General features: G+C 45.4%; 13 protein-coding genes. 11 read left to right on the top strand and 2 right to left on the bottom strand.

Annotated features, from left to right (window positions below):
• Positions 1-266: 266 nt before the first annotated feature.
• Both ACYCS5_RS04360 and ACYCS5_RS04355 read left to right on the top strand, forming a co-directional pair.
• The gene (locus ACYCS5_RS04360; protein WP_165149595.1) at positions 267-851 is read left to right on the top strand and encodes a TetR/AcrR family transcriptional regulator; all 585 of its coding nucleotides are present in this window, start codon (positions 267-269) and stop codon (positions 849-851) included.
• A 74-nt stretch (positions 852-925) separates the two neighbouring features.
• Positions 926-1,507 (top strand): NAD(P)H-dependent oxidoreductase, encoded by a 582-nt coding sequence (locus tag ACYCS5_RS04355; protein WP_165149593.1) that lies wholly within the window; start codon positions 926-928, stop codon positions 1,505-1,507.
• 145 nt (positions 1,508-1,652) lie between these two features.
• Here ACYCS5_RS04355 and ACYCS5_RS04350 read toward each other — a convergent pair whose 3' ends face one another.
• A complete protein-coding gene (locus ACYCS5_RS04350; RefSeq protein ID WP_029515629.1) occupies positions 1,653-1,982 on the bottom strand; it encodes a hypothetical protein in 330 nt (109 codons plus the stop codon).
• A gap of 214 nt (positions 1,983-2,196) precedes the next feature.
• A complete protein-coding gene (locus ACYCS5_RS04345) occupies positions 2,197-3,390 on the bottom strand; it encodes a glycoside hydrolase family 5 protein (RefSeq protein WP_165149591.1) in 1,194 nt (397 codons plus the stop codon).
• Between the two features lie 375 nt (positions 3,391-3,765).
• Between ACYCS5_RS04345 and ACYCS5_RS04340 the strand changes: the two genes are divergently transcribed.
• From ACYCS5_RS04340 to ACYCS5_RS04300, 9 genes are all read left to right on the top strand, one after another.
• Positions 3,766-4,788, top strand: coding sequence for a substrate-binding domain-containing protein (locus ACYCS5_RS04340; RefSeq protein ID WP_165149589.1), 1,023 nt, complete (start codon positions 3,766-3,768; stop codon positions 4,786-4,788).
• A gap of 334 nt (positions 4,789-5,122) precedes the next feature.
• Positions 5,123-6,361, top strand: coding sequence for a PTS ascorbate transporter subunit IIC (locus ACYCS5_RS04335; RefSeq protein ID WP_272638717.1), 1,239 nt, complete (start codon positions 5,123-5,125; stop codon positions 6,359-6,361).
• Between the two features lie 74 nt (positions 6,362-6,435).
• On the top strand, positions 6,436-6,777 hold the full coding sequence (locus tag ACYCS5_RS04330; protein WP_165149587.1) for a cupin domain-containing protein: 342 nt from the start codon (positions 6,436-6,438) through the stop codon (positions 6,775-6,777).
• Positions 6,778-6,895: 118 nt separating this feature from the next.
• Positions 6,896-7,339 (top strand): HEAT repeat domain-containing protein, encoded by a 444-nt coding sequence (locus ACYCS5_RS04325; RefSeq protein ID WP_029515623.1) that lies wholly within the window; start codon positions 6,896-6,898, stop codon positions 7,337-7,339.
• Positions 7,340-7,507: 168 nt separating this feature from the next.
• Positions 7,508-8,500 (top strand): Gfo/Idh/MocA family protein, encoded by a 993-nt coding sequence (locus tag ACYCS5_RS04320; protein WP_165149585.1) that lies wholly within the window; start codon positions 7,508-7,510, stop codon positions 8,498-8,500.
• Positions 8,501-8,797: 297 nt separating this feature from the next.
• Entirely contained in the window at positions 8,798-10,558 is a 1,761-nt protein-coding gene (locus tag ACYCS5_RS04315; RefSeq protein ID WP_165149583.1) for a cache domain-containing sensor histidine kinase, read from the top strand.
• A 2-nt stretch (positions 10,559-10,560) separates the two neighbouring features.
• A complete protein-coding gene (locus ACYCS5_RS04310; RefSeq protein WP_165149581.1) occupies positions 10,561-11,361 on the top strand; it encodes a response regulator transcription factor in 801 nt (266 codons plus the stop codon).
• Between the two features lie 136 nt (positions 11,362-11,497).
• Positions 11,498-12,841 carry an extracellular solute-binding protein gene (locus ACYCS5_RS04305; RefSeq protein WP_165149579.1) on the top strand — a complete coding sequence of 448 codons (1,344 nt, stop codon included), beginning with the start codon at positions 11,498-11,500 and terminating at the stop codon, positions 12,839-12,841.
• 26 nt (positions 12,842-12,867) lie between these two features.
• Entirely contained in the window at positions 12,868-13,749 is an 882-nt protein-coding gene (locus ACYCS5_RS04300; protein WP_039273005.1) for a carbohydrate ABC transporter permease, read from the top strand.
• Positions 13,750-13,782: the final 33 nt, after the last annotated feature.

Below are 13,782 nucleotides of genomic sequence, written 5' to 3'. Positions count from 1 at the left end.
AGTCTTTTCCCTGCTGGGTGACTGCATGCACCTTAAGCATAATGAGTCCCGCCTGCCCGAGCGCCCGTTTTATTCGATTACATATCTATTTTATATGAATAAAATGTGGCGATACACGTATCATTAATTGTATTTATGATCATTCACTTATAAAAACATGGTATTTAGGTTTAATACAATATATATCAAATGAAAGTATGAAGACAGAATGAGCCTGCATAAAAATATAATTTGCATTTTAGTTAGTTATCACTTACTATAATTTTATGAACAAGAAAACACATATAGACAGCAAAAAGAAAGATATTCTGCAGGCAGCGATGTGCTTATTTGCAACCAAAGGAATTGACGGGATTTCAGTCAAAGAAATTGGAGAGGCTGCCGGTGTGACGGATGCCGCGATTTATAAGCATTTTAAGAGCAAAGATGCGATGGCCTTGGAAGTATTTGGGCAGTATTGCAATAGCTACACCACCTTAATTGACTTCTATCGCAAGCAGAGTGGGAACTTCGTTAGTCGTTTCCATCAACTGGTGGATGAAGTGCTGAATATGCATGATGAGGACCAGTATGGTTTGCTTCTACTATCACAGCATCATGAGCTGTATGTTGAAGCAAGCCAGAGCCAGAATGTGCGTCAGCCGCTGGAGGCGTTGACTGAATTCATCGAACAGGGGATTCAACAAGGTGAACTGCCGAAGCAGGATGCTCAGCTATCCGGTGTGCTCATCATTGGAGCTATTACACGCTTGTCCGTATCCAGCCTGGAAGGTGAACTTCCACAGCAGCTGGTTCCATTTGCAGCAGAGGTCAAACAACGTTTAACTGCTTTATTAAGTAAAGGTCAGTAGTGGCCTTTTCTTTTTAAATATAAAGTTAGTGTTTTCTAACTAAAATCATAATGTGAAGATAGGAAGTGGCTTATATGTCTAAAAAAATATTGGTGATTCAAGGGAATCCAGTCGCTGGCAGTTATGGAGAAGCGTTGGCTCAATCCTATGTAAAAGGAGCGAAGGCTGCAGGAGCAGAGGTTCGTTTGTTGCAGTTATCCGCGTTGGATTTTAACCCAAATCTATTAGGTGGATATCGTAATAAATTGCCGCTGGAACCTGATTTGATCCAAGCACAGGAGTCGATTAAATGGGCAGAACATCTTGTTTTTGTCTTTCCAATCTGGTGGGGCAGCTTGCCTGCATTAATGAAAGGCTTCATTGACCGTACCATTATGCCGGGGTTTGCGTTTAAGTATCAAAAAGGAAAATCCTTGCCTGACAAGCTTCTAAAAGGAAGAACAGCTCGCCTCATTACAACGATGGACGGTCCGCACTGGTACTACCGATTTTTCCAGGGACAGCCTGGGCATCGGATGATGAAGGATTCCACGCTGCATCTATGTGGTGTCAAACCAGTGCGTTCTACGACCATTGATCTTATGAATAAGTTATCGGATCAGCAGCGCAACGATTGGCTGAGCAAGGTGGAGCAGCTAGGTCGAAACATGAGCTAGGTGTTCCCCTGACCCAAACCCATTGGCCTACAGGTAAACCATAGCGGTATCTGAGCATAATCGACCTGCGAGAAGGAAAAAGACCGCAATGGGAGCAACTAGCTCGCATTGCGGTGTTCGGAATAGCTTATGTTTGCAATCAACGTTAAATAAATATCGATGCAACGATTAAAATAAATCCGATCGCTAGACCGGCAGGGCCCCAATAATGCATAGGGATAAAAAACAGACTGTGCTGGGTTCCCATTCGATAGCGTTGTCCCGTTTCCATATCAACTAGCACTTTGTCCGAGTCGGAGTTGAGTGCTTTCCCCAAATACCAGATAATAACTCCCGACACAATGAACACAAAGGCCATTGGCAGCCGGGAATCTATGGAGTCAAGCCCTAGAGCGGATACTAAACTACCGACAATAACAAATAAAATCCCTGGAATAATAATATTTAAAATACCAAAACCCTTCCAAATAATCACATGAATACTTCCTTTCTAAATTAAAATCCAACATATGTATTTATCGGTTGAAAGAGAGATTTAGTTTACAAAATGACCCATTCAATGGGGAATTTACAATGTGTAAAACTGGAAGAACAAAAAAGCCGTTTCTCCACATCTTCATAGCCCAGCATAATCTGGCCTGAAGGAGGAAAATCGGCTTTTTTAATTAAGTGAAGTTGAAGGCCTGTGCCTATTCGGCTGCTGCTTCCGCTTGCTGGGCTACGGAAACAACAGGCTTCATAATTCGACCCAGCATATCTTGCTTCGGACGATTCCAGGTAGTCCAGTCATCCAGCAGCAGACCGCCTGTGTCGCCGCTATTCGGATTCAGGGACCAGTACGTAAAGTACAGGTTGTTGGCACCAATATAGTCAACAAGCGCATTTTGCCATTTCCCCTCAGGGGAGGACAAATCAACATTACGGCCGCCGAATTCACCAACCAGCACCGGAGCTATGTTTTGTTTGCTGATGTAGCCCCAGGTTTGATCCCAGATCGCTGGCAGGTTGGACGGGAAGGCCGGGTCGTTGAACCATGGCTGCGAAGACACACCGGGGCCGTAATCGTGTGGAGAATATACGACACGGTTCGGTACGTCCAGAACGACAGGATAGTTGGCTACACCTGTCAGGTTGCCACCCCACCAGTATTGGCTATTGTTGCCTTGTACATTGTGGTCTACACCTTCTACGAGAATCAGCCAATTCGGATTCACGGACAGAATCGCATTCCCTGCACGTTGTGCCGCCAGACGCCAGTCTGTGGAGGCATTGCCTGTACCCCAGCTTGCTTGACCGTGTGGCTCGTTGTGCAAATCCGCACCAATGACGGTGGGGTTGTTTTTATAACGGTCAGCCAACATTTTCCAGTCACTAATCCAGCGAGACTCAGGGTACTGGGATGTGTACCACAGCTCGGATTGCCCACCTGAGCCTGGACGGTGACGGTCAAGGATAATCTGAATACCGCGTTGTCCAGCTTTTTCGATCAGCTTGTCCATAATTTGAATCGGAGTTAACCCGACTAGATCAGGGTTTTTGTGATAATCAATACTGTCTGGACGGGAACTGGAATCGAATAACTGATTGCTGTAAGGCAGACGAATCAGATTGTAGCCTTCTTTCTTCACCTGATCCAGCATGTCGTCCATTGAGCGACTCCACAGTCCATGCAAGGTGTAATTAGGAGTTTCCAGACCGAACCAGTTCAGGCCGTTAAATGCCGCTTCTTTCCCGGATTCGTCTACAATCTTGTTTCCTTGGGTGTGATAATATCCTTTCACACTGGCTGCATCTGCAGAAACGGGTGTATAGCCATACAGTGTGAAGCCCATTACGAGGGAGGCAATGACGAAAAATGTTTTTTTTAATCCTTTTTTCTTCATAATTCTGCTTCCTCCTTTATTTAAAAGAATTTGTAACCGATTACATTTTTATTTTATGTTCAAATCTTCCATCAAACAAGTTCATAAAATTCGTATATTTCTAAGATTTCGTTCGAAATCAATAGATTTATAACAACGGATTATCAAGCTAAGTAGGAAAGTTCCTCTTGTAAAAGATTCGTGAAGGAGTTTCCACCCCGTATTTTTGGCCGCGCTTGTATATGAGGTAGAGGCACGCTCTAACTCTTTATTTATTATATTTTCCTGCTGTAAAAGAAGGTATATAATAAAGTGAAATTCACTTTACATACAGGTTGCAGAATATATATTTGAAAATTAGCACGCATGACATGCAAAAAAGAAAGGAGGGTAATTATGGTAGCAACGATGAAGGAAGTGGCAGAACGTGCCGGGGTGTCGAAGAGTACAGTTTCGCAGTTTCTGCAAAAGAGATACAACTATATGAGTGAAAACACCAAGAAGAAGATCGAGCAAGCGATTGAGGATCTCAGTTATATACCCAATGAGGTGGCACGTAGTCTCAAGCAGAAGAAGACCTTCATTGTGGGGGTTATTTCTTCAACCATTTTATCGAGATTTACAACAGAAGTCGTGCGTGCCATTGAAGATGAATGCCAACTGGAAAATGTCCAGGTCATTGTCTGCAATACCGATGATGATTCGCTCAAAGAGAAAAAGTATGTCCAGTCGATGATTGCTCGGCAAGTGGATGGACTTATCATTTTCCCGACGGAAGAGAACAAGAAATTATATGTTTCCCTTGCCAAGAATGGCTATCCCTTCGTGTTTGTGGACCGAAAAATCGATGAACTCAGCGTAGATACGGTGCTACTGAATAATGAAAAGGCCAGCGAGCTTGCGGTTGAAGCACTCATTGAGCATGGTCATAACAACATTGGGATTATCACGTTCCCCTTAGGCAAAAAAGCGATCACCACACGAAGTGAGCGACTGTCAGGTTACCGAAATACGCTGGGTAAACATGACATACCCGTGAATGAAAACTATATCAAAAGCGGCAGGTTGGATGAAATGCCTAATCTGATTGGACAACTATTTCACATGGAGAATCCGCCCACTGCAATTATTGCTACGAATGACATGATTTTGGAGCAGGTGCTGATTTATGCAAAAAATAATCATCTGACCATACCTAATGACTTTTCCTTGATTGGCATAGATGATGTATCCTTTGCGTCTTTTTATAATCCGCCGATCACAACCGTTTCCCAGCCGAGTTTTGAAATGGGGAAAAGAAGTGCCAGGCTACTGCTGGAGAAAATTGATCAAAAAGAACAGGATCATGAGGAGCTGTCAGAAATCATCCGTATGAATCCGGTCATCAACCACAGAGAATCGGTCCTAAAGCTGAACTGAATGTTTGAATAAGTCCTTTTCATCTTTTTGAAAACGTTTTTATGAATTCTATTGTAAAAAGAAAATAAAGAGTTATAATGATCTTATGATTCGAGTCATGAATACCCTTTCATTTATGGTTGTCCTGAATTTAGTGATGATGGTGATTGAAGAGAGGGGAGGAATAGAGCTCAAACGAATAATGCATGGAGTAATTTGTGATTTAATTCACAAAAAAATGATTCTTCTTCTTTTTACATTCCCGGAAGGGAAATTTTTTTCGAGTATTACTAAATCGATTTAGTAAGAATGGAAAATAAATAAAAGAAAGTCGGAGATCACTATGGAAATGTTTATGAGCATTATCAGGGAGCCATCCATCATTATCGCGATTGTGACATTACTCGGCCTTATATTCCAGAGGAAGAAAGTATCAGAAATCATTACGGGAACTACCCTTTCTTTCATGGGCTTCACCATGATCAAGGTCGGCGGCGGCATTTTAGGAGGCGTTCTCACTAACTTCAGCCAAATTTTTTCTTATGCGTTCAACCTTAAAGGTGTCGTACCCAGCAATGAAGCCATTATGGCACTGACCATTGATCAGATCGGGGCGGATGCTGCGCTCATTCTGCTCTTTTCCATGATCCTTAACATCGTGCTTGCACGTCTGACCAAGTTCAAGTACATTTATTTGTCTCTTCACTTGATTTTGTTTATGAGCTTTGCCGCTACAGCCGTTATGAAAGGTCTAGGTCTCAGTTCGCTGACTACGATCATCGTCGGTTCATTGGTCATTGGGAGCTATATGGCGGTGTTTCCTTACCTACTCCGAAATGCCAGCAAAAACATTATTAAATCGGATGATTATACGATTGCTCATGCTTCCATGACCTCTTACATTCTGGGCACCTATTTAGGGAAAGTGTTCGGCAACCGTGAAAATGACACCGAAAATGTAAAAATTAATGACCGCATCAGTTTTTTGCGCGACCCCAATGTTGCAACGACCTTGACGATGCTTGTGCTTTTACTGGTATCTGGACTGGTTGCTGGTTCTGACTATGTCAGCAAATTATCGGATGGCAAAGAATACATCGTCTTCATCCTCGAACAGTCAGCTATTTTCGCAGCCGGCTTGTATATCGCAAAAGCAGGTGTTAAGCTGTTCACAACTGAAATTGTACCCGCTTTCAAAGGCTTCTCCCAAGTGTTCGCCCCTGGAGCCATCCCTGGTGTGGATGTTCTAGTACTGTTCGATAAATCACCCAATTCCGCGTTGGTAGGTTTCTTGGTCAGCTTCTTCACAGGCGTTGCCTGCGTCTTTCTTTTCCCGTTTATCGGATTGCCTGTCATTGTGCCAGGAATCATGGCCTGTTTCCTCGCTGGTGGTGCAGCCGCGATATTCGGCAATTCCAGCGGTGGTTTCAGAGGAGCTGTTATTTCCAGTTGTCTTAATGGATTCTTACTCTGTCTACTGCCAGCTCTCACTTTGCCGCTCTTTTCTTTTTTGGGTGCCGAAGGGGTGACGTTCGCCGATCCCGACTTTACCACCCTTTCTGGAGTACTTTGGCTTATTTTTCGCTGGTTTTAAACTAAACCGATTTATGAATTTTTTCAAAATAACTCATCTAAATCAATTGTGCTTAAAAAGAGGAGGAATGATCCATGTTTTTTAATGACCAAGATATTCAAATTGATATCGTTGACAGTAATACCACCCGGAAAGTGCTAGCCCACAGCGACCAGCTTATGTATGTCAAAGTGATGTTTGCTAAAGCACAAATAGGGGAAATCCTGTTGCATAAGCATGTCCATGAACAAGTCACCTATGTAGTGAAGGGAAGTTTTAAGTTCATGATTGATGATGGCGAAACCAAGGAAGTGCAGACCGTCAAAGAAGGAGACAGCATCCATTTTCCATCCGATACTCTTCATGGCTGTATCCCACTGGAGGATGGCGGCATTCTGCTAGATGCATTTACACCAGCACGTGCAGATTTCCTGTAACGTCCGATCATTTCATTTTTATCTTTTTTAGAAGAAGACCGGCAAGTATGTTATATTTAACAAACGGCAATCGTGATGAACAGTAATATAGTGATTTTTAGAAAAGGATGAGACAATTTTGGAAAACAACGAAACTCAGCAGGAATTTGCAGAAGTATATGAGCAGCTTAAAGTAGCTGCAAACCGAACCTCCGATTGGAAAACACGCCTAGCTGCGGTAAATGATCTGGGTGCATGGAAGAACCAGCAGACGATTGACTTGCTGACACATCGTTTGAATCATGATACGGTATATGCCGTTCAGGAAGCCGCTTACCGCAGACTTCAGGAATGGGGCGAGAATGTACAGCCGCCTGTGCGCAAAGAGGGTGAGCTTGTTAAGGGCCTGACGAAGATTCTGGTGCGGATTAAAAAAAGCTTGCCAGCCGACCATACCTACAACGATTTTCGCGAGAAGCTGCACAAGATGAGAGTCGATATTTATGACATCTATGAAGGCGACAAGGGCGCTGAATTTGACCAGTGGCTGGAGCAAAAATGGGCTTCATTATCCACAAGGTAATTTCTGAACCCTGTAATTATATGTATTTTAAGGATGGTTGCAGGTGATACAGACAGAGCCTTAACAAGGATAAGGGATTATCTTTGTTAAGGTTTTTTTGTATATATACTTCGGCAATAGGGTACGATGGGATCGGATTATTTTAGTGTGTACATGGGAGGGACTAACATGAGCAAGGCGAAGCTGTGTTTTATCGGGGCTGGCTTTCACGCTTCAACGAATATATATCCTGCTGTTATTGGGGCAGGTGCTGAAATTCAGGCGATTGCGACTAGAGATTTAAGCAGATCGAAGAAAGCACTTCAGCGGTTTGGAAGTAGTGGCACACCTTATGACAATTACAAGGCTATGCTGGAGCAGGAAGACTGTGATGGAGTTGTCGTGATAGCACAAGCGGCAGATCATCCTTCGCTCGTACTAGACTGCATTAAGGCTGGAAAACATGTCTTTGTAGACAAGCCACTGGGTTGGAATGCCGAGGAAGCGGCCCAAATTGCAGATGCGGCAGAAGCAGCAGGCGTCGTGCTGATGGTCGGTTTCATGAAGCGCTACGCACCTGTATACATAAAGTTAAAAGAATGGATTGAGGGTGGCTCGCTTGGAGCCGCACGCTCATTTCAGGCAAAATTTCTCGTGGACAGTACCCAGTTTTGTAAAACTGGCGAAGACTTCATGAAGCTGGCGGCGGTTCATATGGTCGACCTGGTACGTTATTTGTTCGGGGAAGTGGTACAGGTTACCGGATTTGCGAACGATAACGGTGAGTGTATTTCCCATACGATTGCCTTGAAATTTGAAAATGGTGTAGTGGGCAGTCTATACTTCGCAGGTATGACAGCATGGACACGCGAGAGTGAAGGGATTACGGTAACTTTTGATCACGGTTTTGCGAACGCGGATGAGGTGAATACACTGATCATTCACAAGTCGGAGAGTCATACAGAGCTTCCTTGGAAATCCCTTGCGGAAAATGATACGGTTCTGACACCATCAGCTTCCGCGATGTCGGGCGGGTACCGTGATTTGTACTTGCGCGGTTTTGTCGGTGAAATTGCTCATTTCATGAACTGCTGCCAAGAAGGACGGACGCCTGATTCAAGTGGACGAGACAACGTGAAAACGATGGAGCTGTGCGACCGCATTTTGGCTGCCCTCCAATAGGATACCTATTTTATATACAAGCTTCGGAGCCTGGACGGTACCTTAGTTTGGGTGATTTTAAAGAAGCTTCGGTTTAACTGGTCAGTAGATGGCTCCTGCATGTGTCGGGAGTCATTTTTTTTAATAAGTATCGTTATTACGTGTTATTGTCGAACATAATGATTCCAGAGATTGCTGTCCATTTTGATATAATCTCTGCTGAAAATATGCCAACAAAGGAGAATGATGCGCTAGAATAGAAAATAGAAAGCGTTCTCATTATCTACTTTTCTGCGATGGCTCAGGGGGAGATGGCATATGCGTTTAAGGTACCAACCATTAAACACATTACGTAATCAGATTTTTATCGGATTTATACTGGTGATGCTTATTATGATGAGTGTAGCGGGGGCGTTCATTTATCTCAATGTGTCTCACCTGTTAAAAGACAGTGCCGAGCGACATATTGGTCAAACTGCGGTACAAGCAAGCGGTAGGCTGGATGCATTAATCGGCCAGATGGACAGTTTGACGGAGCAGGTCGCTAATCACCCGTCTGTTCAGCATATTTTGCTGGAGGAGCGCAACGGGGGCAAGGTGAATTTTGGACAGCGTCAATCCCTACTGCAAGTGATGCATAGCTATCAGGCATATATGCCGAGTGTCGGCTCACTGGAACTGTATACTGCTGAAGGGAAGATGTTGTTTCCGATTAGAGAGGGCAGTCTGGAGGAACGTATTGGACAGGCAGACATCCGTGAGGCGAATCAGATGAAAGGAAGACTGGTCTGGATCGGCATTGATCCCGAGGACCCCAGGTCACTGCTAGCAATTCGGCAGGTCAGCTTGGTGGATCGCTGGTTCTCACGCGGAGGGTACCTGATTACCCGTATGGAGCGAAGTTATTTTGGACTGAATGGTGCGTCAGCAGTCAATGAAGAAGCGGATGAAACCATGCTGCTTGTAGATCGTCAAGGCCAGCTGCTGTCGGGTGAACCAATGAACCAGACGGATTTGTCAGGTGTACTGCACAGCAAGACACAGACGGTTCATATTGGGGAGCGGGAATATGTGAAGGCGGTTCAGCAGTCGGAGCGGACGGGCTGGTCGCTGCTGATCCTGATTCCGGTTAGCGTCGTCACAGACGGAATTACGGTTTTACGGACTACACTTATCATTTCCGCGTCTCTTGGTGCCGTGCTTTTCCTGTTTATGTCCTTTATGTTGTCTACGTTGATTACAAGACCGATAGGTCACTTGATTCAGGCGATGCGTCGTTCACGGGAAGGGGCGTTGGCTCTGAATCCAGAACCGGCAGCAGCGGTCGAGCTGCGAGAATTGAACGCAGAGTACAATACGATGATTGTCGATATCAATGAATTGATCCATGTCATTTACGAAAAGGAGGTTTTACAAAGCCAGACTGAGCTTAAAGCTCTGCAGGCGCAGATCAATCCGCATTTCCTTTTTAATACGCTGGATGCTTTCAACTGGTCGCTACAGGAGAAGGGAGAGGAGGAGCTTGCCGGGCTGATGGTGTCTATGTCGCGGCTGTTTCGTTATGTTATCGAACCGGCTCACCATGACTCTTGGGTGACCCTCGGGGAAGAAATGGCGCAAATCCGTCGTTATCTGGAACTGATGGAGATGCGTCTGGGTGAACGTCTGAGCTGGCAAATTCATATGCCTTCAGAGGCAGCCAGAATTCCGCTTCCTAAACTGCTGATCCAGCCTATTCTAGAGAATGCCATTTTGCATGGTGTGGAAAATCGCATCGGCAACGGTCGCGTTGAAATCAGTGTCACTCCTTCGACCAGACAGGGGTGGACCAAGATCGCGGTCATAGATAACGGACCTGGAATGACACTGGAGGAACTTGCAGCTGTGCGTACAGCGTTGATGGGGGGAGCAGCCTGCGAGAGCAAGGGAACCGGTATGGGACTGGTTAATGTGCAGCGCAGGCTCGCTCTCTATTATGACAGCGCATCTTATCCAACGGACGGTGTGCTGATACATAGTGCTGAGCAGGAAGGAACGGTGGTCGCTTTTGAAATTCCTGATGAATATGGAGGGCGGTAGCAATGAGTGTTTCATCCAAAACCATTGTCATTGTAGACGATGAACAGCGAACACGTCAGGGGATACACCAGACACTGGAGCAATGGGCAGCCGGGAAATACCGGATTGTGACATTCGGTAATGGTTTGGAAGCACTAAATATACTGCGTGCAGAGACGGTTCATCTGTTGATTACGGATGTCCGGTTGCCGGAATTCAGTGGGCTGGATTTAATCCGCTCTCTGGAACGGGATTCACGACGACCAGCGACCATTGTCATCTCAGGCTATGCGGAGTTTGATTATGTCCAGCAGGCTCTTCGTCTGGGAGCCGTCAATTATTTGCTCAAACCGATTGATAAACAAGAGCTGCTGAATGCGGTCAATGAAGCGCTTCGGCTGGAAGAGGAGCGGCAGCGATACGAGAAGCTGGACAAGCTGGCTGACCCTGTTCTGCTAGAGCTTGATCTCCAGGCGGCTACCCTTAGTGATCCGGTACGACGTGCCTTCACCTTTATGGCGGAGCATCTTCACGAATCCATTACGATGGCGCAGACTGCCGCGCATTCACACCTGAATGCGAGCTATTTTAGTGTTTTATTCAAGGAGCAAAGTGGTTTGTCCTTCAGCGAATATCTGCATCGGCTGCGGATGCAACGGGCCAAGGAGCTACTGCTGCATACCCAATTGACGATTGCCCAAATCGGCGAACGATCAGGCTACCGAACAGATAAATATTTTATTAAAGTATTCAAAGCGACCGAGGGGATAAGTCCCAGCCGCTACAGGCAGCAGATGCGTACAGGGCCGGAGAATATCGACTGACAGTAGGCAGATCAAACCCAATAAAAGTGGAATTATACCCAATGAGCGTACCCTGTTGAAAGCAGGAATAGAGTGCTAAACTTACAAATGATAACGGTTACAAAAAAATATAAATACAACAAACGGAGGTCTAACGATGTCCAACGAGTATGGTTTACGTAAGCGCTCACATCAAAAATGGTTTGCTGGGTTGACCCTGCTGCTGTCATTCATGCTGGTGTTATCCGGTTGCGGTGTTGGTAAAGATGGTCAAGGCGGTTCCAGTGGAGACGGGGGAAAGGTTACACTCAAAATGATGCACCTGTGGCCCGAGGGAAGTTCGGCACAGCAGAGCAAGCTTGTGACTCAGATTATAGATCAATACCAAAAGGATCATCCGAATGTCGTCATTCAGCAGGAAGTGCTGGAAAATGAACAATATAAAAACAAACTCAAAGTGCTGTCAGCTTCCAATGAATTGCCGGATATCGGCATCACCTGGGCAGCAGGCTTTATGGAGCCTTACGTTAAAGGTGGATTATTTACGCCGATGGATGACCTGCTGCAAGGTTCCAAGCTGAAGGACAAATTCGTACCGGGAACGACCGAAGCTTATGCGCTGAATGGCAAAACGTATGCGCTTCCGATTGAATTAAATATTACACCCATTTATTACAACAAAGCCATATTCCAAAAATACAATTTGAAGGTACCTGCGACATTTGACGAATTTAAGCAGGTTGTGAAAACACTTACGGATCATGGAGTAGCACCGATTGCATTGGGCAATAAAGACCGCTGGACCGGCTCGCTCTGGTATATGTATTTGGCGGACCGTATAGCAGGTAACGAAACGCTGAAAAAAGCGATTGACGGCTCAGGATCGTTCGATGACCCTGGTTTAATTCAGGCGGCCTCCGAAGTTCAGACGCTTGTGGATATGAATGCCTTTAACAAAGGATTTAACGGCTTGTCCAATGATGAGGGAAAATCCGAATTTATGAACAACAAAGCGGCTATGTATTTAATGGCTACTTGGGAATTGCCGAATTTTACGACCAATCCCGCAATCCCGCAAGCATTTAAAGATCAAATTGGCTTCTTTAAATTTCCGATGGTTGCAGGCGGTAAGGGCAACGAGAACAGTTGGGTAGGAGGTCCGGGAGTAGGTTTGTTTGTTTCTGAGAATTCCAAGGTGAAAGAAGAGGCCAAAGCGTTCGTTGAATACTTTGTAGTCAAATGGGGAGAACAATCGGTCACACAGGCGGGCGTTATTCCGGCGACGAAAGTGGACACCTCCAAAGAAAAATTGCCCAAGCTGTATGTCGATTTGCTGAACGGACTGAATCAAGCCAGCAGTATTACGTTGTTCGCCGATGTACAGATGAAGCCGAATGCAGCACAGGTACATTTGAATATGATTCAGGCGTTGTTTGGTAAAGCGGTGACACCGCAACAATTTGCCGACCAGCATAAGGCTGCCATCGAGAAAGGAAATTGAAATTGACCACCTAAGGAGGTCCAACCGTGGAAAAGGTCATGTCCAATAAGCTTGTCATTGCTCTCTATGTATTGCCTTCTCTACTGCTGTTATTCGCCGTGATCTATGTGCCCATCGTACTGACCGGCTATTACGGCCTGAATCAGTGGAATGGAATCGGCTCTATGACTTTTGTGGGGCTGGACAATTATCAACATTTGCTCACAGACAGTGCATTCTGGCAAAGTGCCTGGCATTCGCTGCTGCTGGCCTTGTTTTCAGGCATCAGTCTGATCGGTTATCTGGTCATTGCGATGATTTTGTCAGGAAAAATCAAGGGAGCGAATCTGCTGCGGAAAATTTATCTGATTCCCATGCTGTTGTCATCTGTAGCGATCGCACAGCTGTGGCTCAAAATGTATCATCCAACGAACGGAGTGTTCAATTCCATACTGGCGTCGGTCGGAGTTCACAACCCGCCTGAATGGTTAGCTAATCCGTCCTTGGTGCTGTTTGCTTTGTTCATCCCGATTATTTGGCAATATGCAGGCTTTTATATCCTGATCTATTATGCCGGGCTGAAAAACATTCCCGAAACGCTGATGGAGGCTGCCCGGATCGACGGGGCCAGTGCCTGGCAGATTGCGACTCGTATCAAATTGCCCCTGTTGCGCGAGGTGATTAACGTTACGATCATATTGTCGATTGTCGGCTCGCTCAAATATTTTGACCTCATCTACGTCATGACGGATGGTGGGCCGAATGGAGCCAGTGAAGTGATGGCTTCGTACATGTACCACCAGGCATTCCGCAGCTTTGATTTTGGATACGGCAGCGCTACAGCCTTTGCCCTGTTGCTCATCTGTCTGATCGCTACGTGGCTGATCCGCAAGGTTACGGCTACTAGTGACACCATCCAGTATTCATAATACGGTCATGCAAATAGATGAGGGTAACAAAGG

The organism is Paenibacillus sp. SEL3 (assembly GCF_054602585.1).
This window is presented reverse-complemented; position numbering and strand designations above follow the sequence as displayed.

Excerpts from the sequence above, each read along its gene's own strand:
- ACYCS5_RS04360 (WP_165149595.1), top strand. The coding sequence starts at position 267 with ATGAACAAGAAAACACATATAGACAGCAAAAAGAAAGATATTCTGCAG.
- ACYCS5_RS04355 (WP_165149593.1), top strand. The coding sequence starts at position 926 with ATGTCTAAAAAAATATTGGTGATTCAAGGGAATCCAGTCGCTGGCAGT.
- ACYCS5_RS04345 (WP_165149591.1), bottom strand. The coding sequence starts at position 3,390 with ATGAAGAAAAAAGGATTAAAAAAAACATTTTTCGTCATTGCCTCCCTC.
- ACYCS5_RS04340 (WP_165149589.1), top strand. The coding sequence starts at position 3,766 with ATGGTAGCAACGATGAAGGAAGTGGCAGAACGTGCCGGGGTGTCGAAG.
- ACYCS5_RS04335 (WP_272638717.1), top strand. The coding sequence starts at position 5,123 with ATGAGCATTATCAGGGAGCCATCCATCATTATCGCGATTGTGACATTA.
- ACYCS5_RS04330 (WP_165149587.1), top strand. The coding sequence starts at position 6,436 with ATGTTTTTTAATGACCAAGATATTCAAATTGATATCGTTGACAGTAAT.
- ACYCS5_RS04320 (WP_165149585.1), top strand. The coding sequence starts at position 7,508 with ATGAGCAAGGCGAAGCTGTGTTTTATCGGGGCTGGCTTTCACGCTTCA.
- ACYCS5_RS04315 (WP_165149583.1), top strand. The coding sequence starts at position 8,798 with ATGCGTTTAAGGTACCAACCATTAAACACATTACGTAATCAGATTTTT.
- ACYCS5_RS04310 (WP_165149581.1), top strand. The coding sequence starts at position 10,561 with ATGAGTGTTTCATCCAAAACCATTGTCATTGTAGACGATGAACAGCGA.
- ACYCS5_RS04305 (WP_165149579.1), top strand. The coding sequence starts at position 11,498 with ATGTCCAACGAGTATGGTTTACGTAAGCGCTCACATCAAAAATGGTTT.